Source organism: Ensifer sp. LBL, assembly GCF_050435225.1.
GTDB lineage: Bacteria > Pseudomonadota > Alphaproteobacteria > Rhizobiales > Rhizobiaceae > Ensifer.
In genome coordinates this window covers 727,046-749,724 of sequence record NZ_JBNDJY010000001.1, presented here as the reverse complement: position 1 = coordinate 749,724, position 22,679 = coordinate 727,046, and the positions used below count along the sequence as shown (strand labels likewise).

Genomic DNA, 22,679 nt, shown 5'->3' with positions numbered 1-22,679 from the left:
CAGAGCGGTAGCGGCGACAGCAGGATCGCCGCAAACAGCGTTGTGGCGAGCATCATGGCCGGCCCTGGGTGACGATAACCGGGATCAGCAGGTCGCCCCAGTTGCCTTCGCCGCCGTGGTGGCGGGCCGAGCGCACGAGCTCGACGGAAACGCCGGCATCGACGGCCTTCATCACGGACTGGTTGAGGCGGTGCAGGTCGTTGGCGACCATGCGGATTGCCGCCTGCTGGTCCGGGGTCATCGCCGAAGACTGTTCCTCGGCCCGTTCCTTGACGCGTGTCTGGACTGTCATTGGACTTCTCCTTGAGGTTCGAGGCTGGAGCGTGCGTGCGGTTTTCCGCCCGCATCCATTTCATTTACGAGGGGTCGGCAGGAGCGCAGCGGGCAGGGATTGCCACGCTCCCGCCGGGCTTTCACTCTGCGGCCGGGCGGAACTGATCGTGCTCGGTCGATTCCTTCATCGCTGTTGTCGAGGACTGGCCGCCGGTGATCGCCATCGAGACGGCGTCGAAATAGCCGGTGCCGACTTCGCGCTGGTGCTTGGTGGCGGTGTAGCCGTTGACCTCGGCGGCGAATTCCGCCTCCTGCAGCTCCGAATAGGCGGCCATCTGCCGTGCCTTGTAGCCGCGCGCCAGTTCGAACATGCCGAAGTTCAGCTGGTGGAAGCCGGCCAGCGTGATGAACTGGAACTTGTAGCCCATCGCGCCGAGCTCCCGCTGGAACTTGGCGATCGTCGCGTCGTCGAGGTTCTTTTTCCAGTTGAACGACGGCGAGCAATTGTAGGCAAGCAGCTTGCCCGGATGCACCTTGTGCACGCCTTCGGCGAACTTGCGGGCCTGCTCGAGGTCCGGCTTGGAGGTTTCGCACCAGATGAGGTCGCAATGCGGCGCATAGGCGACCGCGCGGGCGATGCAGGGCTCAAGCCCGTTCTTCACCTGGTAGAAGCCTTCGACCGTACGGCCGGCGTCGTAATCGACGAAGGGGCGATCGCGCTCGTCGATATCGGACGTCAAGAGCTTGGCGGCCTCCGCATCGGTGCGGGCGATGACCAGCGTCGGCGTTCCCATGACGTCGGCGGCAAGCCGGGCCGCGTTCAGATTGCGGATATGAGCCGCCGTCGGGATCAGCACCTTGCCGCCGAGATGGCCGCACTTCTTTTCAGACGCAAGCTGGTCCTCGTAGTGGACGCCGGCAGCCCCTGCCTCGATGAAGGCCTTCATGATCTCGAAGGCGTTGAGAGGGCCGCCGAAGCCGGCTTCGGCGTCCGCGACGATCGGTGCGAACCAGGTGTCGACCGAAAGGCCCTTGCCTTCGGAGGTCTCGATCTGATCGGCGCGCTGCAGCGTGCGATTGATGCGCTTGGCAAGCTCTGGCGCGGCATTGGCCGGATAGAGCGACTGGTCCGGATACATGGCCGAAGCGGTGTTGGCGTCGGCCGCAACCTGCCAGCCGGAGAGATAGATCGCCTTCAGGCCGGCGCGGACCATCTGCATGGCCTGGTTGCCGGAGAGCGCGCCGAGCGCGTTGACGAAGTCGTCCTCGTGAATGAGCTTCCACAAGCGGTTCGCGCCCATTTCGGCCAGCGAATAGCGGATTTCGACCGACCCGCGCAGCCGCTTCACGGTCTCTGCGGTGTAGGGGCGATCGACGCCATCGAAGCGGCCTTGCGGTGCGCTGGGAACGAGCTTGTAAAAATCAGTCATTACTTCCTCCTGTCAAAATCAAACACCCATTCGACTTTTGTCGTATGCAGCCTTGTGTTTCGAGTTCATGTGACAGTTTTTACATTGCGCTGCAGTATTCGGCTATTGGAAACAATGAACTGGCGAGATCAAAAGGGTTATCTTGTCTTGCCTTTGACAAGGCGACGAAGTAAATTTGTAAAAAATGTAAAGCGCCCTGCGTCGTGCGGATTGTAAAGGTAGTTACAAATGGCCGAGAACAAGATCTTTGCCGGTCCGCGGGTCAGGCGCATTCGCAATGGCCTGTCGCTGACCCAGACGGCCATGGCCGAGGCGCTCGGCATCTCGCCGTCCTACCTCAATCTGATCGAGCGAAACCAGCGACCGCTGACGGTGCAACTGCTTTTGAAGCTTGCCTCGGTCTACAAGGTCGATCTCGACGAATTGCAGGGCGAAACCGGCGGCAGCCTCACGCAATTGCGCGAGGTTTTCGCCGATCCGCTGCTGTCGGCGGAGTTGCCAGGGGAGCAGGAACTGATCGAGGTGGCGGAAGCTGCCCCCAATGCCGCCGGCGGTGTCGTCAAGCTCTATCGCGCCTATCGCGAACAGGCCTCACGCCTCAAGGATCTGGCGGACCTTCTGGCGGGGCAGGGGCACATGGAGGCGCTTTCGGGCACGCGGCTGCCGATGGACGAGGTGCGCGAAACCTTCGAGGGGCGGCCAAATTATTTCGCCGGCATCGAGGCGGCGGCGGAAACCTTCCACGAGGCGCTATCGCCGGGTGACGATCTGATCGGCGCACTCAAGACTTGGCTGAAGAAGGAGCACGGCCTCGTCGTGCGCAGCCTGCCGGTGCGCGCCATGCCGAACCTGCGCCGTCGCTTCGACAGGCACTCCATGCGCCTCTTCGTCTCCGAGCGGCTGTCGCCCTACGACCAGTTGCGCGAGATCGCCATGGAGGCCGTGTCGATTGCCTGTCATGAGGCGATCACGGCGGAGCTTGGGATGTTAAGGCTCTCGACTGCGGAAGCGCGCCGCATCGCTCGCTTCGAGCTGGCGCGCTATGGCGCGCACGCGCTGATGATGCCCTATGCCGCTTTCTTCGCAGCAGCGCAGCGGGCGAAGTACGACATCGATGTCCTGCGCGCCCGCTTCCAGGTCTCGTTCGAGCAGGCCGCCAACCGGCTAACCATGCTGCAGCGGCCGGGTGCCCCCGGGCTGCCGTTCTTCCTGATGGAAATCGACAATGCCGGCCACCGGTTGCGGCGGGCCGGCGCATCGGGCTTTCCGCAGGCGAAATTCGGTGGTGGCTGTCCGAAGCTCAACATCCACGCCGCCTTCTCGGTGCCGGGGCAGGTCCTGGTCGATCGTGTCGAAATGCCCGACGGTGCCGCGTTCCTGACGGTGGCGCGCACGCTGGAGGGGCCGCAGGCCGCGTTCCATGAGCGTGTCCGGCGCACGGCGCTTCTTCTTGGCTGCGAGGCGTCGGTTGCCGACGAGACCGTCTATGGATCCGCGCTGCCGCCGGCAGTCGCGATCGGTGCCGCCTGTCGGCTCTGCGAGCGTCAGGGCTGTCTGGCACGCGCCGAGCCGCCGGTCACCCGGCCGCTCGGGCTCGACGAAATGGCGACGGGGCTCAGCGTCTTCGATTTTCAGTAGCTGACGGGGTGCTGGTTGGGCAGAAGCGGCGCATTCGCCGCGAAGCATTCTGCCGGCAGTCCCGTCGTGTAGCCGCGGGTGATGTGCGCCTTGTCGGCATAGGCCCTGTTGCGCATCAAAATGGCGTGCAGTTCCGGCAAATTGTAGAACGGTACGCCCGGATAGAGATGGTGCTCCAGGTGGTAGTTGATGTTGTGGGGTGCGAAGAACAGCTTCTCCCAGGCATGCGGATAGACCGTGCGTGAACTCGTCAGTTCGTCGCTATAATCCATACTGCCGAAATGCTCGGCGACGCTGCGTATATAAAGGAATAGGCAGAAGAAGGTGAGGAACGGCACCACCCAGTAGAGCGCCACTTCCCGCCAGATGCCGAAGAACGTGAAGATCGCGGCGGCGGCGACGTAGAAGCCGATGCGCAGCAGCTTGTACTGAAGCGTCGAGCGATCGTTCTTCCCCATGCGCTTGGCCATGTGCAGCATGTCGCGCAGCGAATTGACCGCGACGAGATAGCCGAGCAGTTGCGTGATGCCGCGCGCGACCTTTTGCGGAAAGGTGAATTGCGGCATGCCGAGCTTCGCCGTCCAGTCCGGATCCTCGTCGGTATTGGCATGCTGATGGTGGGCGAGGTGGTTCTGGCGATAGCCGTCGACGGTGGCCAGCACCGGCCAGGCGAGCAGCAGGTCGCTCATCCAGTCGCTGAGTTTCCGGTTGCGGATGATGCGGTAGTGCGCAGCCTCGTGAATCATGCAGCCGAGCGCATGCATGCGTCCGGCGATCAGCACCACGGCAACGAGGTAGACGAGGAGGTTGCCGAAATACTCGCTGACGGCGATCGCTGATGCGATCAACGCCCAGTCGAATGCGATTGCCGCAAGGGCCTTTCGCGGCTCGAGCACCGACAGGCGCTTCAACTGCTTCGGATCGATCCTGCGGCTTTTCCCGCCGACGACCTGCTCACCCATGACGACACCTGAGATCCTTCACCGCTACTGTCGGGAAAATCGCATGGCGATCATGGTTAATCAATCGTAAATGGCGGTCCGTACAGAGGCGGCAAGGCTATGGTTAACGGTGCCGCCGCGGCCGGGTCGAGGACGACAGGCTGGGAGCCAGCCGCCATAAGTGCCCGTTTTTCTTCGACTTGTGAAATTGACGAGCCCACAGGGCGGCGCTTCTTATCGGCACGAAAGCGCTTGAGGTTATCGAGAAAGATGCCTAACCTCCGGCCTGAACGAAGCGGATTGGAGGGTGTCCCGGTGTGCCGGGCCCGATACGAAAAAACCAAGAGGGGAGTTGTATGTCCAAGCTCATCGTCACAACCCTGGCGGCAGCCGTTCTGGCCGGCTCGACCATGCTGGCCTCCGCGCAGGAGCGCGTGGTCAACGTCTACAACTGGTCGGACTATATCGACAGCAGCATTCTGGAAGATTTCACCAAGGAGACCGGCATCAAGGTCGTCTACGACGTCTTCGACAGCAACGAGATCCTGGAGACGAAGCTGCTTGCCGGGGGCTCCGGCTACGACGTGGTGGTGCCGACGGCAACCTTCCTGCAGCGGCAGATCGCCGCGGGCGTGTTCCAGAAGCTCGACAAGTCGAAGCTGCCGAACCTTTCCAATATGTGGGACGTGATCATGGAGCGTACGGCCAAGTACGATCCGGGCAACGACTATGCCATCGACTATATGTGGGGCACGACCGGCATCGGCTACAACGTCGACAAGATGAAGGCGATCCTCGGTACCGACGAGAAGCCCAACTGGGACGTCATCTTCAAGCCGGAACTGGCGGCGAAGTTCAAGGATTGCGGCATCCACATCCTCGATTCCCCGACCGACGTCATGCCTTCGGCGCTTGCCTATCTCGGCCTCAATCCGGATAGTCACGAGGCTGCCGACCTGGAAAAGGCCGCTGAGCTGCTGGCGAGCATCCGTCCCAATGTGCGCAAGTTCCATTCGTCGGAATACATCAATGCGCTTGCCAACGGCGACATCTGCCTTGCAATCGGCTTTTCCGGCGACGTCTTCCAGGCCCGCGACCGTGCGGCCGAAGCCAAGGCCGGTGTGACCGTCGACTACGCGATCCCGTCCCAGGGCGCGCAGATGTGGTTCGACATGCTTGCGATCCCGGCTGATGCACCGCACGTCGAGGAGGCGCACGCCTTCCTCAACTACATGATGAAGCCCGAAGTCGTGGCCAAGGCATCGAACTACGTCTTCTACGCCAACGGCAACAAGGCCTCGCAGCAGTTTCTTGACAAGGCTGTTTTGGAAGACAGCGCCATCTATCCGTCGGACGAGGTGATGCAGAAACTGTTCACGGTGACGCCCTTCGAGGCGAAAGAACAGAGGGTGTTGACCCGACTCTGGACAAAGGTCGTAACCGGCCAGTAAGAGCGGAAAACGAATTGCCCGGACCTCAAAATCCGGGCAATTTTCTTAAGGGGGCACCGGGGAAAACGAGAGTGCCCATCGGCTGTATCATTCGGGGATAGATGATGAAGTCTCTCGGCAGTATCCGGCGGTCCTTTGCCCCTTGGGCGGATCCCGCTTCCAAGCCATTCATTTCCTTCAAGAACGTGACCAAGCGGTTCGGCGATTTCACCGCCGTCGACGATCTTTCGCTGGATATCTACACGCGCGAGTTCTTTGCGCTGCTGGGTGCGTCCGGCTGCGGAAAGTCGACGCTTCTGCGCATGCTCGCCGGCTTCGAACAGCCAACGTCGGGCGAGATCATCCTCGACGGGCAGAGCCTGGCCGGCATTCCGCCCTACAGGCGTCCGGTCAACATGATGTTCCAGTCCTACGCGCTCTTCCCGCATATGAATGTGGAGAAGAACATTGCCTTCGGCCTGAAGCAGGATGGCATGCCGAAGGCGGATATTGCCGAGCGCGTCGCCCAGATGCTGAAGCTGGTGAAGCTCGAGAAGTTCTCCCAACGCAAGCCGCACCAGCTTTCAGGCGGTCAGCGCCAGCGTGTCGCCCTTGCCCGCTCGCTCGCCAAGCGGCCGAAGGTGCTGCTCCTCGACGAACCGCTCGGCGCGCTCGACAAGAAGCTGCGCGAGGAAACCCAGTTCGAACTGATGGATCTGCAGCAGGAACTCGGCCTCACCTTCGTCGTCGTCACCCACGACCAGGAAGAGGCGATGACCATGGCCGACCGCATCGCAGTGATGAGCCACGGCAAGGTCATCCAGGTGGCGACCCCTGCCGAAATCTACGAGGCGCCGAACTCGCGTTTCGTCGCGGACTTCATCGGCGACGTCAACATTTTCGAAGGAGCGGTCTCCGGGGCCGAGGGCGGCTATGTGCGCCTTGAAGGCACCAACGGTTTCCCCATCCGCATGGCATCGCCCGAGACGCCGGCTGCCGGCGGCAAGTCGGCCGTCGCCGTCCGCCCGGAAAAGATCCGCGTCAGCCGTCAAGCGCCGGCGCACGCGCCCGTCAACGCCGTTCAGGGCGAGATCTGGGATATCGGCTATCTCGGCGACATGACCGTCTTCCACGTGCGCCTGAAGGATGGACGCGTGATCAAGGCGTCGTCGCTGAATGCGGTGCGCGCGGTCGAGGATCCGCTCGGCTACGACCAGGAGGTCTGGGTTTCCTTCGGCGAAGACGCCGGCGTCGTTCTGAAGGATTGAGGCCATGACGCGTGTCGCATCCGCTCTCTTCAGCCGCCTTGTCATCATCATCCCCTATGCCTGGCTGCTGTTTTTCTTTCTGATCCCGTTCTTCATCGTCTTCCGCATCTCGCTGTCGCAGACGGCGGTGGCGATGCCGCCCTATACGCCGGTCTTCGATCTCTTCGGTGGCTTGTCCGGCATCCTTGAAAACGCGAAAGAGTTCTCGTTCGACAACTACGTCTGGCTGACGGAGGATGTCCTCTACTTCAACGCCTATGTGTCGAGCGTCATCATCGCGGCGGTTTCGACCGTGCTGACGCTGCTGATCGCCTATCCGGTCGCCTACGGCATGGCGAAGGCGCCGAAGACCATTCGCCCGACGCTGCTGATGCTCGTGATCCTGCCGTTCTGGACGAGCTTCCTGATCCGCGTCTACGCCTGGATCGCGATCCTGAAACCCGAAGGGTTGCTCAACCAGTTCCTGCTGAGCATCAACGTCATCGACCAGCCGCTGATCATCCTCAACACCAATTGGGCGATCTACATCGGCATCGTCTATTCCTACCTGCCGTTCATGGTGCTGCCGATCTATTCGTCGCTCGAGAAGATGGATCACACCCTGACAGAGGCGGCACTCGACCTCGGCTGCACGCCGTTTACCGCCTTCTGGCGCGTGACCTTCCCGATGTCGCTGGCGGGCGTCGTCGCCGGCTGCCTGCTGGTCTTCATCCCCGCCGTCGGCGAATTCGTTATCCCCGACCTGCTCGGCGGTTCGGAGACGTTGATGATCGGCAAGACGCTCTGGAACGAGTTCAACGCCAACCGCGACTGGCCGGTTTCGTCGGCCGTGGCGACGATCCTGCTTCTGATCCTGGTGCTACCGATCGTCTACTTCCAGAACGCCCAGGCCAAAGCCGACAGCGAGGGGAGGTAGGACATGGGCAACTGGTCACGTTTCAACATCGCCTCGATCGTGCTCGGCTTCGGCTTCCTCTACCTGCCGATCGTGCTTCTGGTGATCTTCTCCTTCAACGAATCGAAACTCGTCACCGTCTGGGCCGGGTTTTCGACCAAGTGGTACGCGCAGCTCTGGCATAACCAGGCGCTGCTCGATGCCGCCTGGGTGACGATCCGCGTCGCGCTGATCTCGGCGACCTTCGCCACCGTGCTCGGTACGCTCGCGGCTTTGGCGCTCGTCCGCTACACCCGCTTCCGTGGCCGCATGCTGTTTTCCGGCATGGTCTATGCGCCGCTCGTCATGCCCGAAGTGATCACCGGCCTGTCGTTGCTGTTGCTGTTCGTTGCCATCGGTCTCGACCGCGGCTTCTGGACGATCACGCTGGCACACATCACCTTCACCATGTGCTTCGTTGCCGTTGTGGTGCAGTCGCGGTTGCTCAGCTTCGACCGGTCGATCGAAGAGGCGGCTCTCGATCTCGGCGCCACGCCGGTGACGACCTTCTTCTCGATCACCCTTCCGGTCATCGCGCCCGCGGTGTTTTCCGGATGGGTTCTCGCCTTCACGCTGTCGCTGGACGATCTGGTGATCTCGAGCTTCACCACGGGACCGGGCGCCACGACGCTGCCGATGAAGATCTACAGCCAGGTGCGGCTGGGCGTGACGCCGGAAATCAACGCGATCTGCACCATCCTCATTGGCGTGGTCGCGATCGGCGTGGTGGTTGCGTCGATCGTCACCAAGCAGCGCGAAGCGCAACGCGAACGGGACGAGCGGGCGGCCTTCGCCCAGTCCTGATCCGCTGCGCCATCGCCAGGGCCCGTTTATGAAACCAGCGGCCGGTGCCCCTGACACCGGCCGTTTTCAGTTGGGTTCGCCGAGAACCGACAGGGGCGAGATCACCGCATTCGGCCAGGAACCGCCGACGAAGAAACGCAGCCTTTGCCCGGCGTTCAGCGTGTCGATGTAGGTGCCCGCAAGCGCCAGGCTGCCGCTGCGATAGGGAATGACGCCGTTGACCGAGAGATTGCCGGTCTGGCCGGCAAAGAGCGCCCGGTTGAGCCGCGCCGACCCTTCCTCGAAGCTGGCTTCGATGTCCGCCGTCTGGAAGGCGAAGTTGCCGTCGCTCGCCTGCGACAGCGAAAAGAATTCGCCGGCCCGCACAAGGTTCGCAAAGGCATTAGCGTCGAAGCCGGTGAGGTTGCCATTGGCAAGCGAAAGCCTGATGCGGCCGGAAGCCTCGGCCACCTGCGCGCGCCAGAACGGGTGTTGCGTCGTAAGGTCCAGATTGACATTGCCCCGGCCGGTTGGGATCGGGCCGGTGAAGCCGAAGTCTGCAAGGGCTGCAGCAAGGTCGGCGTTTTTCAGCACCAGTTCCAGCCTTCCGCCGCCGGCCAGACCCTCTTCCGAAGCGGCGAGCCGCCCGCTGAGCCGGCCATTGGCATAGGTGCTGTCGGCGACGTTGACGGAGGCGCGCCCGTGATCGAAGATGACCCCGGCGGCGAGATCTTCGAGCCGCAGCGGGCCGACCAGCGCCTCCTGCGCCGACAGCCGCACATCAGCACGCCAGCTGCGCATGAACGCATCGCCGAGTTGTTGCCTGAGTTCGTCCGGCTCCAGCGGGTCGATGAACGGCTGCAGTCCGTTGAGATCGATGCGGTCGAAGGCGAGCGTGCCTTCGACGCGGTGGGTATCATCGATCGGCGTGGAGATGTCGAGGATGCCGGTCGCGTTGGCGCCGCCGAGCGTCAGATGAAGTTCGTCGAGCTTCAGCGAGGCCTTGCCGCTGGTGACGTTGGCACTCAGGCTGAAGCCGCTGTCCGGCAGGGTGCCTGCCGTCTTGCCCCTGTACCAGGCGGCAAGGGCCTGCAGCGAGGCCGTCGAAACCTGCAACCGTCCCGCCGCGGCCGGTGTCTGGGAGAGATTGCCGTTGCCTTCGAACGAGAGATTGAGCGCCGCCGAGGATAGCGACGTCTTCAGCGCCGCGTTGCGGCCGGTCAGCAGCATCAGCGGTTCGTTGCATTCGAGCGTCCAGGCCACCGCCTGTCCGGCAAGGGTGCCGGAGAGCCGGGCGCTGAGCTGCTTGGTGAATGACGGCCAGGAGACTGTTCCGGATATGCCGGAAAATTCCCGCGTCTGGTTGGTGACGAGGTCGATGATCTGCAGGCGGCCGTTTTCGACCGTGATGTCGCCGAAGGGCGTATCCTTGTCTGCGGCCTGCACGTCCGGTGTATTCAGCCAGTGCGGCCGCTGCCAGTTGAGTGTGCCGTCCGTGCGCCGCTCGAGCGTGACGACCGGCTCAACCAGCCGGACATCGTGCAGCGCTGGCGTGCCGTCGATTGCCGAGAACAGGCTGAACGTCGCGGTTATGCTGCCGATATGCGCGAGCTTGCGGGACGATCCGTCCGTCGTTTCGATCGTCGCCGAGCGGAGCGTCAGCGTTGGTTCCGGCCAGAAGCTGATCTCGGGATTGCCGGCGATCCGGCTTTTGCCGCCAGACCAGGCATCCAGCATGTGTTCTACGGTTGGGCGCACGTTGGTGGTCGAAATCAGCAGAGGCAGGACGGCGTTGTAGCCGGCTGCAAGCCCGACGCCGATTGCGGCCGGCCACAGGAAATGGCGGCGCCGCAGCCGCGACAACAGGCGTATGTCGCGCATCATATGCAGAAATTTACGTCTCATGTCCGCCTGGTCGCCGTCGCTTGGGTCACGTGAGCTTGGATAGGCCTTCGGTCTTCAGAAATCAAATGCGACGGACAGGCAACAGACAGGTAAATGTCGTCCACGCGATGACGAGCCGCTTGCCGGTGCTGTTTATTTTGCGATGCAGCATGGTATAGAGGGCATGGAGCAGGAGTGGAGGAAAGCATGCACGCAGAGCAGCCGTTGTGGGTTCCGGGTCCGGAAATCCTTGCGCATAGCCCCATGGCCGAATTCATCGCCTGGAGCAGCAAACGCTTCGGCAGAACCTTTGCGGATTATGATGCCTTCCACGCCTGGTCGGTAGCCGAGCGCGGCGACTTCTGGACCGCGGTCTGGGAACACTGCGGCGTCATCGGCGAACGCGGCGCGACAGCCCTCGTCAAAGGCGACCGCATGCTCGATGCGCGCTTCTTCCCCGAGGCGAAGCTAAACTTTGCCGAGAACCTTCTTCGCGAGACCGGCGACGGCGACGCGCTCGTCTTCCGCGGTGAAGACAAGGTCGACTATCGCCTCTCGTGGGGCGAACTTCGCGCGCTGGTATCGCGCCTGCAGCAGGCGCTGAAGGCTGAAGGTATCGGCCCCGGCGACCGCGTTGCAGCGATGATGCCGAACATGCCCGAGACCATCGCCTTGATGTTGGCGACCGCCTCGATCGGCGCGATCTGGTCGTCGTGTTCTCCCGATTTCGGCGAGCAGGGCGTTCTTGATCGTTTCGGCCAGATCACGCCGAAGCTGTTCATCACCTGCGACGGCTATTGGTACAATGGCAAGCGCCAGGACGTCGACGCCAAGGTTCGCGCGGTCTCCAAGGCCCTTGGCGTGCCGGCGCTGATCGTTCCCTATGCCGGCGACAGCGCGGCACTCGCGGCCTCGATCGAGGGTGGCGCGACGCTCGACGATTTCATCGCACCGTTTGCCGCAGCAACTCTGACCTTCGAACGCTTGCCTTTCGGCCATCCGCTCTATGTGCTGTTTTCCTCAGGCACGACGGGCGTTCCCAAATGCATCGTGCATTCGGCCGGCGGCACGCTTCTGCAGCACCTGAAGGAGCATCGTTTCCACTGCGGCCTTCGTCGCGGCGAAAAGCTCTTCTATTTCACCACCTGCGGCTGGATGATGTGGAACTGGCTGGTGTCTGGCCTGGCCGTCGGCGCCACCCTCTGCCTGTTCGACGGCTCGCCCTTCCATCCCGACGGCAACGTGCTCTTCGACTATGCCGCGGCCGAGAAGTTCGCGGTGTTCGGCACCTCCGCGAAATACATCGACGCCGTGCGCAAGGGCGGCTTCGTCCCGGCCAACACGCATGATCTCTCCACCCTTCGGCTGTTGACCTCGACCGGTTCGCCGCTGTCGCCGGAAGGCTTCTCCTTCGTCTACGAGGGCATCAAGTCGGACGTTCAGCTTGCGTCGATCTCGGGCGGTACCGACATCGTCTCCTGCTTCGTTCTCGGCAACCCGCTGAAGCCCGTCTGGCGCGGCGAGATCCAGGGGCCGGGTCTTGGGCTGGCGATCGACGTCTGGAACGACGAGGGGCAATCGGTGCGCGGTGAGAAGGGAGAGCTCGTCTGCACCAAGGCATTCCCGTCGATGCCGGTGATGTTCTGGAACGACCCTGAAGGTGCCAAGTATCGCGCCGCCTATTTCGAGCGCTTTGACAATGTCTGGTGCCATGGCGACTTCGCCGAATGGACAGAACATGGCGGCATCATCATCCACGGGCGCTCGGACGCAACCTTGAACCCCGGCGGGGTGCGCATCGGCACGGCGGAGATCTACAATCAGGTCGAGCAGATGGAGGAGGTCGCAGAGGCGCTCTGCATCGGGCAGGACTGGGAAGACGACGTGCGCGTCGTTCTCTTCGTTCGTCTCGCTGCCGGCGTTGCCTTGACCGACGACCTGACGAAGGCGATCAAGAACCGCATCCGCGTCGGCGCCTCGCCGCGCCATGTGCCGGCAAAGGTGATCGCGGTCGCCGATATCCCGCGCACGAAGTCCGGCAAGATCGTCGAGCTTGCCGTCCGCGATGTCGTGCATGGCCGTCCGGTGAAGAACAAGGAGGCGCTCGCCAACCCGGAAGCGCTCGATCTTTATGCTGGACTGGATGCCCTTAAAAATTGAGGGCGCGTTAACGGATTCGCGTCGTTGGAATTAACCAAGGCTTCAGACTTGCTGAAAAATCCCTAAAATTGCGGATCCGGCGGGTAAGGTCTTGTTAAGGATTGGGGGCGCATGGTCATGCCAACTTGAGGCCGATCGATGTTGGATCGGCGTTCGGCAGAGATGCCGTCGCAGACATGACGTCGTTACTTCTCGAGCGATTGTTGGTTTAGCATTCAACTATCGAGGTGGCCTCCCAGCCACCTTTTTTTTATGCGTTTCTCGTCTGCCCGGACCTTGCTGAACGAGGCTCAGGAGCGGCGCTCAAGCGACCGCGACACGAGAATGACCGGGATCATGCCGGCGACGACGATGATCATCGCGGCGACTGAAGCGTCTTCGACCTTGGCCCGGGACGCGTCCTCATAGACGAGCGTTGCCAGCGTGTTGAAGTTGAAGGGCCTGAGCATGATCGTTGCAGAAAGCTCCTTCATCGTCTCGATGAAGACGAGGAGCGCGGCGGTCAGCACTGCCGGGCGCATCATCGGCAGAAGGACGGTGCGCAGGGTCTGGCCGCCGGTGCGGCCGAGCGCGCGCGCCGCCATGTCGAGATGCGGCGAAAGCTTCTGGAAACCGGCTTCGAGCGAGCCCTCGGCCATGGTGAGGAAGCGCACGCTGCAGGCGTAGATGATCGCAAAGCCGGTGCCGGTCATCATCAGCCCGGTGGAAACACCGAACGTATCGCGCATGCCGGCATCGATGATGTTGTCGAGAGCGGCCAGCGGGAAGAGCACCCCGATCGCAAGAACGGTGCCTGGCACGCCATAGCCGAAGGAGGCGAGGCGTCCGGCGATGTCGCTCACCCGCGAATGTCCCGTGCGCGCCGCATAGGCGAGCACGAACCCGAGCAGAACGGTAACGGTTGCGGTGGCGCCCGAGACGAGGATGCTGTGGAACAGCGCGTTGAGCAGCCGCGGCTCGATGAACTGGTCAATGCGCTTGAGCGCAAAATTGCCGAGGATCAGCACGGGAACGGCAAAGCCTGAAAGCACCGGCAGCAGGCAGGCGACCGTGGCGGCCCACTTCTTCCAGCCGGACAGCACGAGCCGGGCGGCGTCGTGGACGGCGGAGGTCGTCTTCTGGCTGGAGAAGCGCTGGCGCCGCCGCGCGGCCCGCTCGATCATCATCAGGCCAATGACGAAGACCAGCATGATGCAGGCGATCTGTGCAGCGCCCGCAAGGCTGCCGCGGTTGAGCCAGGTGTCGAAGATCGAGAAGGTCAGCGTCTGAACGCCGAGGAATTCGACCGCACCGATGTCGTTCAGCGTTTCCATCGCCACCAGCGTCAGGCCGATCATGATGGCCGGGCGGGCCATCGGGATCTGGATGCGGAAGAACACCTTCAGCGGCCCGGCACCGAGCGTGCGCGCGACATCGGCGGCGGCGCGCCCCTGCATCAGGAACATCGAGCGGCAGGCGAGATAGATATAGGGATAGAGAACCGAGCTCAGCACCAGCACGGCGCCGCCGAGCGAGCGGATATCCGGAAACCAGTAGTCACGGCTCGTCTTGAAGCCGAAGATCGCGCGGATCAGTCCCTGCACCGGCCCGGTAAAGGTGAAAAGCTCACCGAATGCATAGGCCGCGAGATAGGCGGGGATTGCGAGCGGCAAGACCAGAGCGGCTGACAGGAAGCGTCGCAGCGGAAACTCGCAGCTTGCGACGAGCCAGGCGGTGAGAATGCCGACGAAGGCGGTCGCGGCACCCGTCAGCGAGATCAAGAGCAGCGTGCGCCCGGTGGCGCGCGGAATGACGTTCTGCATCAGATGCGGCCAGTCGCCGCCGCCGCCCGAGATCGCCAGCCAGGCGATCGCGACGATCGGCATCAGCACGATGAGCGATGTCAATCCGGCCCAGGTCGCCAGCAGGGGATGCGAAAGACCGGTTCCGGCACGCGCATGGCGGCGCTTGATGCTCTGAGATGTGGACTGCAATCGATCGATTCCGCGGCATGACGGCAGGACATGGCCAGTGGCGGCCAGCAAACTGGCCACCACAAGTCAACATTTCCTTATAGCATCCGGCCTCAGTTCGCCAAGACGCGTTGTGACGGGAAGGAAATTTCCACCAGCGTTCCCTCGTTCGGCGCCGAGGTTATCGAGAAGTGGGCGCGGTTCGCCTCTGCCATCGCCTTGGTCAGAGGCAGGCCGAGCCCGGTGCCGTCGCCACGCTTGCGCGCGCCCGTCGTCACCTGCCGGAACGGTTTCATCGCCTGGTCCAGTTCGCCGCGGGTCATGCCGACGCCGGTATCGCGGATCCGCAGCATCACGCTGCCATTGGCCTCGTAGGAGGTCGACACCACGATCTGGCCACCCGAGGGCGTGAAGCGGATGGCGTTCGCCAGAATGTTGAGCGCGATCTGCTTGATCGACCGGCCGTCGGCCACGACGTTGGGCACCGCCGCTGACAGCGAGGTGCGGATGATGACGCGCTGGCTGTTGGCCTGCGGCTGGACGAGCGACACGGCTTCCGAGACCGCGTCGTTGATCTCCACGGCGCCGAAGTCGAGCTCCATTTCGCCGGCCTCGATCTTCGAGATGTCGAGCAGATCGTTGACGATATCGAGCACATGGCGACCGGAGCGGCCGATGTCGCCGGCATATTCGATGTAGCGCGGGTGGCCGACCGGGCCGAAATGCTCGCTCGCCATCATGTCGGAAAAGCCGATGATCGCATTGAGTGGCGTGCGGATCTCGTGGCTGACGCGGGCGAGGAACTCGGTCTTGTGGGCGTTCGCCGTTTCGGCCGCGCGCTTGGCGTTGCGGAGTTCCTCTTCCGTGCGCTTCCACTGGGTGATGTCGCGGATGACGGCGCAAAAGCCATTGGAGGCCGAAAGCCGCCCGATGGTCATGAATAGCGGAATGAAGCCGCCGTTCGCTTCCCGGCCGATCACCTCGCGTCCGTCGTTCAGAACACTCGCGACACCGTGGCCGGAAAGCCCGTGCAGGTAGTCGATGACTGCCTTCTGGCTTTCGTGGGCGAAGAGCGCGGCGAAAGGTTTGCCGCGGATCTCGCCCTCGTCATAGTTGAAGAGCGCGCTTGCCGAGCGGTTCATCGAGCGGATGTCGCCGTCATGGCCGAGAACGACGACGCCGTCGGTCGCGGTTTCGAGGATCGATTTCAGCTCGTCGATTTCCGTCTTCAGGCGATCGACGTCGTCATCGGAGATGGCCTGGTCGAGCTTGCTCGATGGCATGTTCGCGGCTGCCGGCGTCAGCGCCAGCATCAGCGCGCTCCGGCCGTCCCAGCGGATCGTGTGCAGGCGTGCGGTGACCGGACGCATCTGGCCGTCCTTGCGGATCAGCATCATCGTGCCGTCGGGTTCCTGGTCGGTCGCCTCCTCGCCGTTGGCAAAGAGCGCGTCGAGGCCGCCTTCCTGGACGAAGTCGTCGAGGTCGCCATAGGCGGTGAGCCGCAGGAATTCCGGATTGGCGTGCAGCAGTTCTTCACCGCGATGCACAAGCATGCCGATCGGCAGGCTGTCGAGGATCTCGCCGCTGAGGCCGATATCGGCCGCTTGCGGCTGTAGATGCACGCTCGCCTGCTCGTCCTCGGCCACCCCGTCGTCGGTCTCCGCTTCGGTTTCTTCCGCGCCAGGCTGCTCTTCTGCCGCTGGCGTCGAGGACGAGACGGTTTCGTGCGCGTCCACCGGCAAGGGTGTGCTCGCATCGGCCGGCGCGTCGCTTTCCTCGACCGGCGCGGTTTCCGTCGGCTTGCCGAAATGCTCGCCCAGTTGCCGCGCGATTTCGCGGAACGCCGCCTGTTCGCCGCGCGTCAGCGCGGTTGCGGCGCGATGTTTCTCGAGTTCGACGATCTTGTCGGAGGCTGGAGGCTCGGTCGTATCGACCAGCTGTAGGGCAGGGCGTTCTCCCTGGAAGGGATCCTCCGGTGCCGCGTCGTGTTCATCCGAGGCGACTTCGGCCGCGTGGTCCGGCTCTGCCTCATCCACACTGGTGGAGAGGGCCTGGTCTTGGGTCGCGTCGTGATCCTGCACCGTTGCGGCAGGTTCGGCTTCCGCTTCTGACGACGGCTGTTCGACGACCTGCACCTCGTCTGAGGGCCGTTCCTCGATCTCGGAGCCGGTAGCTGGAAGATGCGCGTGATCTTCCGGCAACGTCGCTTCCGCGTCCGGTTCCTCCGCCATGTCCGTTGCGGCGTCGAATGTCAGGCCGTTGGCGTGTTCGTCTTCGACGGCATCGGCAAGACGCACGATGCCGAAACCGCGGAAGCCGTCGAATTCGCGGGAGCGCGAGTAGGTGGGCAGCGCCGCCAGATCGACCGGAACCTTGAGGCTCGTGCCCTGCACGGGCCAGAAAATCGTCTTGCCCGACCAGGTGTCGCGGCGCTGCAGCAGCGCGCCGATCTTCTGGTCAGGATCGAGGCCGTAGCGTGCCGCCACTTCATTAAAGGTGGTTCCGATCACATCGGCGGCGCGCGGGCCGACGGCGGTGGCGAATTCCTCGGAGATCTCGCTGAAGCGGCCTTCGGCGTCGATCTTCCAGACGAAGCGCACCGCACGAGCGCCGGGCACGAACGCAAAGTCGGCCTGTTCGGACGGGGCGGTCTCGGCGGCCTCGACCGTCTCGTCCTCGCGAACGACCTCTTCCGTCAACGGGATTTCGGCGGCGGCCGGCGTCTCGGCCGCGGTCACGTCGGTCGCGACCGCAGGCGCCTGTTCGCCTTCCTCTTCCGTTGGCTCCGCGCCCAGCACCGTAATGTCCGCATCAACAGCCGCAAGCGCCTGCGGATCTGCAGCGGCAACCGCCTCCGGTTCTTCCGGCAGAACGACCTCGTCTGCAGCGACGTCGACGTCTGCGTTCTCAAGGTCGCCATCGTCCTGCGCGGCATCCGCTTCGACAGGCACCACCTGTTCGAATGCGTCGGCCAGGGCAGCGTCTTCGGCTGGTGCAGCGCTTTCATCCGGCGCTTCGGCCGGTTCGACGGTGTCCGCTGCCTCTGAAGCGGCTGTAAAGGGGGCCGGTGTCTCTGCGGTCGGCTCTAGTTCCCCGGCCGGCGGCAGGATCGGCAACGCTGGCGCCGCCTCAGTCTCTTCGTCTGGATCGAGCGTGCCGAGAATGGTCTCGACAGCAAAGAGCAGGTGCAGCGACGGCTCGTCGGCGATCTTGCCGACCGCGGCCGGCAGGTGCCCTTTCCGCGTTGCGACCGGGCGCTTGATCAGCCAGTCATGGTCCCGGCCGACGGCGTCGACGAGCTGCTTGCGCGTCTCATCCGACATGCCGAGATCGATGAAGCCCGGCGAGTGCGCGATGATGCCGCCGTTGCCGTCGAGAACGGCCATGTGGGTGTCCGGGCCGTCGAGGCCGGCGATCATGCGTGCAGCGCGATCCTCAAGCGATAGCGGCGCGCCCGAATGCGGTGCGGTAAAGAGTACGGCGTCCTCGTCCGGGCGCACGCGGATCATCTCCACGCTCACATTGAGCGGCGTGCCGCGGAAGCCCGAGAACTTGCGGATCGAAAGCTGGCGCCGGTCGCCGGCGCGCACGAGCTGCGCTCCCGCGGCCTTGAGCTGACGCAGCGACAGGTCGCCCTGGTCCGGTCCTGCATCGATGAAATCATAGATCGAACCGGCGCCGAAAAAGGCCGCGCCCTGGTCGTTGGCCCAGAGAATGCGTGCGAAGTCCCGCGAAAACAGGATCGCCGCGTCGCCGCGGGCAAAATGCTCCCGCACCCGCGCATGCACGGCGATATCAATGAAGGGATACTGTCTCGCGGGCATAAATGGGGCCTATTGACGGATCGCTTGCGGGTTAACACTCTATTAATACCCGGCAGGCCCGCAAGGGTCCAGCGAGGGCCGGAGCTTCGTCACGGCTTTCGGCGCGAAAGGTTAATTCTCCGGATTTTGTGCACTGCACAATTTTATTGCAATGCACAAGCAAGTAGTTTATATAATGCGCATCAATCAACGGCGCCTCTGAAGAGGGCCAGACACCAAGGAGCGCTTTCATGGCTACCAAGAAGACCGACGACGTATTTTCCCTTTCCTCTTTCGACCCGGCGAAGTTCACCGACAGCTTCCGCGACTTCGCGGAAAAGGGTGCCCTCCAGTCGAAGGAAGCCTATGCCAAGATGAAGACCGCTGCCGAAGAGGCAACGAAGACCGTCGAAGCGACGCTCGAAAGCGCCCAGACCGGCTCCGTCGAACTCGGTCTCAAGGCCATCGACGCACTGCGCACCAATGCTGAAAATTCGCTGTCGCACATGGAAGCGCTGCTCGGTGTGAAGTCGCTGTCGGAGTTCGTCGAACTGCAGACGAGCTTTGTCCGCAAGCAGGCCGAACTCGCCGTCGAGCAGGCGAAGTCGATGCAGGAAGCGACCAAGAAGGTTGCCGAAAACGTCGCCAAGCCGGGCAAGGACGCCGCTGAAAAGGCGATGTCGTCCTTCAAGAAGGTCTAAAGTCAACAGACTGCGCTGGCTGAACAATGGCGATAGATTGCTGTCGCCCAATTCTGCCATCTGCGCCCAAAACCAAGAATCCGGATGGCTTGCCATCCGGATTTTTTCCAGGATAATCTCAAGTTAAGGCTTGCAAAGCGACGGAAGTCTCCGTATGTGAGCCGCCAAGCGACTGATGTCGCTTTATGTGCGGTTGTAGCTCAGTTGGTTAGAGCGCAGGTTTGTGGCACCTGAGGTCGTAGGTTCGATTCCCACCAACCGTACCATTTCTTCCCTATTCCACCGGTACAGAGACTTGCAGGGCGCCTTGCTTGGTCAGAACAGCTTGGCCAGGGCTCTGAGCGCCACGATATCTTGGACGCCGTTCTGATAAAGTTCGATGAGCCGGGCAGCGAGCGCCGATGCCTCTGCCGACTGGCGCGAAAGTTCTCGCTCGCGCAGCGCTTCCTTGAAGACATCGTCGATCTTGGTGAGTTCACCCGGCAGGATCGGCCGGCCCGGCATGGACACAAGCATCCTTCCATACTCCTTTGTCGAAGCGTGAGCGCGTGCCGACTGCGACCGGCGTGTCGGAGCCATCGCCTTGAGCAAGCAGCTCTCTTCCCTGTGAAAGCAACGTCGGACCAGCGCGCCGGGTTCCTGTCGTCGCGATACCCAATTCGGGCTAGTATTTGGGCGTTGGGCGGATCCGGTTCGAATAGACACGAGACCCATCCGCCGGTAAAATTTGGCCAAGAGGATTCCCAGTAAGGCGTCGCAATCCATGGCCAAAGAATCCATCACACGGCGGCTTGCCGCCATCCTGGCTGCCGATGTCGTCGGCTACAGCCGGCTGATGGAGCGAGACGAGAAGACCACCTACACACAATTGATGGCGCGGTGGAGCCAAGTGCTGGAACCGCTCGTCGAAACCCACCAGGGCCGGGTGTTCAAGCGGACGGGCGATGGCGTGCTCGTGGAGTTTTCGAGCGCCGTCAACGCGGTCGAATGCGCTGCCGCCTTGCAGCGGGCGATGTTCTTAGCCAATGCGGACGTGCCCCACGATCAGCAGATCGTGCTGCGCGTCGGCATCAACATGGGCGACATCATGGTCGCCGACAGCGACCTTTACGGCGATGGCGTCAATGTCGCCGCCCGGATCGAAGCGCTCGCCAGGCCCGGCGGCGTGGCGATTTCCGATGGAGTGCACGAATATGTGCACGGCCGTATCGAGCTTGATTTCGTCGACAGCGGCCACCACGAGGTCAAGAACATCGAGCGGCCGGTGCATATCTGGAGCTGGTCGCCGGACGAATATGCCGACGCGCCGATTAGGGTCGCCGCCGAGGCCCCGCCGCAACTTCCGAGCCGACCGTCGATCGCCGTGCTGCCCTTCGACAACATGTCCGGCGATCCGGAGCAGGGCTATTTCGCCGACGGCATCACCGAGGACATCATCACCGATCTCTCCAAGGTCTCCGGTCTCTTCGTCATCGCCCGGAATTCCTCCTTCGCCTACAAGGGCAAGTCGGCGGATATCCGTCAGGTCAGCCGCGATCTCGGCGTTCGCTACGTGCTCGAAGGCAGCGTGCGCCGCGCCGCCAACCGCATTCGCATCAACGCCCAGATGATCGACGGAACCACCGGGGGCCATCTCTGGGCCGAGCGCTACGATCGCGGCATCGAGGATATCTTTGAAGTCCAGGACGAGGTGACGCGCACCATCGTGACGGCGCTCAAGGTGAAGCTGACGGCTGGCGAGACGGAGCGGCGCGAGGGGCGCGGCAAGGTCGATCCGGAGGCCTACGATCTGCTCGTGCGGTCGCGCCAGGCGATCCTGCGGTTCGACGCGGTGTCATCGGCGGAAGCGCGCAGCATGCTCGAACGGGCGATCGTCATCGACCCGGAGCTTGCCGCAGCCTACGCGTCCCTCGCGATCATCGCGATGACCGACTACATCAATCGGTGGAACGGTGGCACCGTCGACAATATCGAGCGCGCTCTCAAGCTTGCGCAGAAAGCGGTCGAGACCGACGAGCATGAACCTCACGGCCACCACGCGCTCGCGATAGCGCTCTGCTGGAAGCGTCGCTTCGACGAGGCCGAGCGGTCTGCCCAGCGCACGATCGAACTCGACCCGAACTCCGCCGGCGGCCACACGCAGCTTGGCACGATCAGGGATTTTCTCGGCCAGTTCGAGGAGGCCTTGCCCTTCTACACCCGCGCCCACCGGCTCGATCCGCAGTTCGACCTGGCGCTGCATTTCCTTGGCCGGACCTTGCTCAATCTCGGCCGCTTCGATGAAGCCGAGATTGCCTTCAAGCGGCGCCTGGCCTTGGCGCCGCGGTCGGACATGACGCGCTTCTATCTTGCCTGTCTCTATGGTCGCACCGGGCGCCACGAGGAAGCGCGGCGCTACTGGCATGAGGTCTTCGAGGTCAACCCGGACTTTTCCATCGACCACTTCAAGCGGGCGATGCCCTACCAGGATCCGGCCATCATTCCGCGGCTGATAGACGGTCTGCGCGAAGCCGGGATTTCCCTTTAAATATCTGCCTCGACCGGGTTCGCTCGTGAGGTGCGTGCCTGGGCGCCTGATATCTCAGACGAAGATTTGGTGCTCCGCCGTCACCAATTCCTGCAGGAAGGCGACGACGGTGCGCACGCGCACGAGATCGCGGGCGCTCTCGTGATAGGTGGTCCAGTAGGCGCGGCGAATGGTCGTTTCCGGCAGGATGCGTTTCAGCTCCGGCGCATGGCGGGCAATGTAGTTGTGCAGGATGCCGATACCGGCGCTGGAGCGCACCGCCTCCGTCTGGCCGGTGGCGCTGGAGATCTCGAACGAGGCATCCCAACTGCGCATGATTTCGGCGGAAAAATTCAGCGACGGCGTGAAGATCAGGTCCTCGACGTAGCCGATGCGGCGGTGTCCCTTCAGATCGTCGATCGTCTGCGGCGTACCGTGTCTTTCGAGGTAGTCGGCCGAGGCGTAGAGGCCGAGCGTATAGTCGGTGAGTTTCGAAGACACGAGCCGGCCCTGTTCCGGCCGCTCGATGGTGATCGCGATATCGGCCTCGCGCTGCGACAGTGAGAAGGAGCGGGGGACCGGCACCAACTGCAGCTTCAGTTCCGGGTATCGGGCGGTCAGCCTTCCGAGGCGGGGCGCGAGGAAAGAGACGCCGAAGCCGTCGGGCGCGCCGATCCGCACCGTGCCGGCGATCGCCGTATCTATCCGGCCGATCTGCGACTGCGCCGCCAGCATCTCTGTCTCCATCCGCTCGGCAGCACTGAGGAAGATTTCACCCTCGGCGGTCAGCTCGCAGCCGTTCGGCCGGCGCACCAGCAGCCGCGTTTTCATAGCCTCTTCCAGCGCAGTCACCCGACGGCTGAGCGTGGCATGGTTGACGCCCAGCCGCTTGGATGCGGCCAGAATCTGTCCGGTCCGCGCCACGGCTAGAAACATTCTGACATCGTCCCAGTTCATGGTGTTGAGCCCCGGTTGC

The 22,679-nt window shown here is 63.1% G+C and carries 16 protein-coding genes and 1 tRNA gene; 9 read left to right on the top strand and 8 right to left on the bottom strand.

The genetic code is table 11. The features are described 5' to 3' along the window. Positions 1 to 52: 52 nt before the first annotated feature. Both OKW20_RS03615 and aceA read right to left on the bottom strand, forming a co-directional pair. Positions 53 to 292 carry an SMc00767 family acetate metabolism repressor gene (locus tag OKW20_RS03615; protein ID WP_034800815.1) on the bottom strand — a complete coding sequence of 80 codons (240 nt, stop codon included), beginning with the start codon at positions 290 to 292 and terminating at the stop codon, positions 53 to 55. A 121-nt stretch (positions 293 to 413) separates the two neighbouring features. After that, positions 414 to 1,703 (bottom strand): isocitrate lyase, encoded by a 1,290-nt coding sequence (gene aceA / locus OKW20_RS03610; protein ID WP_429112461.1) that lies wholly within the window; start codon positions 1,701 to 1,703, stop codon positions 414 to 416. Between the two features lie 228 nt (positions 1,704 to 1,931). On the opposite strand from aceA, the gene OKW20_RS03605 reads away from it, so the two are divergent. Continuing rightward, entirely contained in the window at positions 1,932 to 3,341 is a 1,410-nt protein-coding gene (locus OKW20_RS03605; protein ID WP_429170239.1) for a helix-turn-helix domain-containing protein, read from the top strand. On the opposite strand, the gene OKW20_RS03600 is transcribed toward OKW20_RS03605, so the two are convergent. After that, complete coding sequence (locus OKW20_RS03600; protein WP_429170237.1) at positions 3,335 to 4,303, bottom strand: fatty acid desaturase family protein; 969 nt, start codon at positions 4,301 to 4,303, stop codon at positions 3,335 to 3,337. The genes OKW20_RS03605 and OKW20_RS03600 overlap by 7 nt on opposite strands. A gap of 335 nt (positions 4,304 to 4,638) precedes the next feature. Between OKW20_RS03600 and OKW20_RS03595 the strand changes: the two genes are divergently transcribed. The 4 genes from OKW20_RS03595 to OKW20_RS03580 all read left to right on the top strand — a co-directional run bounded on the left by OKW20_RS03595 (position 4,639) and on the right by OKW20_RS03580 (position 8,718). Next, on the top strand, positions 4,639 to 5,733 hold the full coding sequence (locus OKW20_RS03595; RefSeq protein WP_043618210.1) for a polyamine ABC transporter substrate-binding protein: 1,095 nt from the start codon (positions 4,639 to 4,641) through the stop codon (positions 5,731 to 5,733). A 104-nt stretch (positions 5,734 to 5,837) separates the two neighbouring features. After that, a complete protein-coding gene (locus OKW20_RS03590) occupies positions 5,838 to 6,980 on the top strand; it encodes an ABC transporter ATP-binding protein (RefSeq protein WP_205237069.1) in 1,143 nt (380 codons plus the stop codon). A gap of 4 nt (positions 6,981 to 6,984) precedes the next feature. Further along, complete coding sequence (locus OKW20_RS03585; protein ID WP_429170235.1) at positions 6,985 to 7,896, top strand: ABC transporter permease subunit; 912 nt, start codon at positions 6,985 to 6,987, stop codon at positions 7,894 to 7,896. 3 nt (positions 7,897 to 7,899) lie between these two features. Continuing rightward, positions 7,900 to 8,718, top strand: coding sequence for an ABC transporter permease subunit (locus OKW20_RS03580; RefSeq protein WP_192447783.1), 819 nt, complete (start codon positions 7,900 to 7,902; stop codon positions 8,716 to 8,718). 66 nt (positions 8,719 to 8,784) lie between these two features. Here OKW20_RS03580 and OKW20_RS03575 read toward each other — a convergent pair whose 3' ends face one another. Beyond that, positions 8,785 to 10,602 carry an AsmA family protein gene (locus tag OKW20_RS03575; protein ID WP_429170233.1) on the bottom strand — a complete coding sequence of 606 codons (1,818 nt, stop codon included), beginning with the start codon at positions 10,600 to 10,602 and terminating at the stop codon, positions 8,785 to 8,787. A 186-nt stretch (positions 10,603 to 10,788) separates the two neighbouring features. On the opposite strand from OKW20_RS03575, the gene OKW20_RS03570 reads away from it, so the two are divergent. Continuing rightward, positions 10,789 to 12,741, top strand: a complete 1,953-nt coding sequence (locus OKW20_RS03570) for an acetoacetate--CoA ligase (protein ID WP_429170231.1) — start codon at positions 10,789 to 10,791, stop codon at positions 12,739 to 12,741. Between the two features lie 290 nt (positions 12,742 to 13,031). Here the strand turns inward: OKW20_RS03570 and OKW20_RS03565 are convergent, their stop codons facing one another. Both OKW20_RS03565 and OKW20_RS03560 read right to left on the bottom strand, forming a co-directional pair. Then, complete coding sequence (locus OKW20_RS03565) at positions 13,032 to 14,714, bottom strand: ABC transporter permease (protein ID WP_429170229.1); 1,683 nt, start codon at positions 14,712 to 14,714, stop codon at positions 13,032 to 13,034. A 92-nt stretch (positions 14,715 to 14,806) separates the two neighbouring features. Next, positions 14,807 to 18,517 (bottom strand): ATP-binding protein, encoded by a 3,711-nt coding sequence (locus OKW20_RS03560; protein ID WP_429170227.1) that lies wholly within the window; start codon positions 18,515 to 18,517, stop codon positions 14,807 to 14,809. A 230-nt stretch (positions 18,518 to 18,747) separates the two neighbouring features. Here OKW20_RS03560 and OKW20_RS03555 point away from each other — a divergent pair, with 230 nt between their 5' ends. Next, entirely contained in the window at positions 18,748 to 19,197 is a 450-nt protein-coding gene (locus OKW20_RS03555; RefSeq protein WP_429170225.1) for a phasin, read from the top strand. A gap of 189 nt (positions 19,198 to 19,386) precedes the next feature. Further along, positions 19,387 to 19,463: transfer RNA gene (locus tag OKW20_RS03550), tRNA-His, on the top strand. A 49-nt stretch (positions 19,464 to 19,512) separates the two neighbouring features. Here the strand turns inward: OKW20_RS03550 and OKW20_RS03545 are convergent. Further along, the gene (locus tag OKW20_RS03545) at positions 19,513 to 19,713 is read right to left on the bottom strand and encodes a hypothetical protein (protein WP_429170222.1); all 201 of its coding nucleotides are present in this window, start codon (positions 19,711 to 19,713) and stop codon (positions 19,513 to 19,515) included. Between the two features lie 247 nt (positions 19,714 to 19,960). Here OKW20_RS03545 and OKW20_RS03540 point away from each other — a divergent pair, with 247 nt between their 5' ends. Next, entirely contained in the window at positions 19,961 to 21,724 is a 1,764-nt protein-coding gene (locus OKW20_RS03540; RefSeq protein WP_429170220.1) for an adenylate/guanylate cyclase domain-containing protein, read from the top strand. Positions 21,725 to 21,778: 54 nt separating this feature from the next. Here OKW20_RS03540 and OKW20_RS03535 read toward each other — a convergent pair whose 3' ends face one another. Next, complete coding sequence (locus tag OKW20_RS03535) at positions 21,779 to 22,660, bottom strand: LysR family transcriptional regulator (RefSeq protein WP_043618241.1); 882 nt, start codon at positions 22,658 to 22,660, stop codon at positions 21,779 to 21,781. Positions 22,661 to 22,679: the final 19 nt, after the last annotated feature.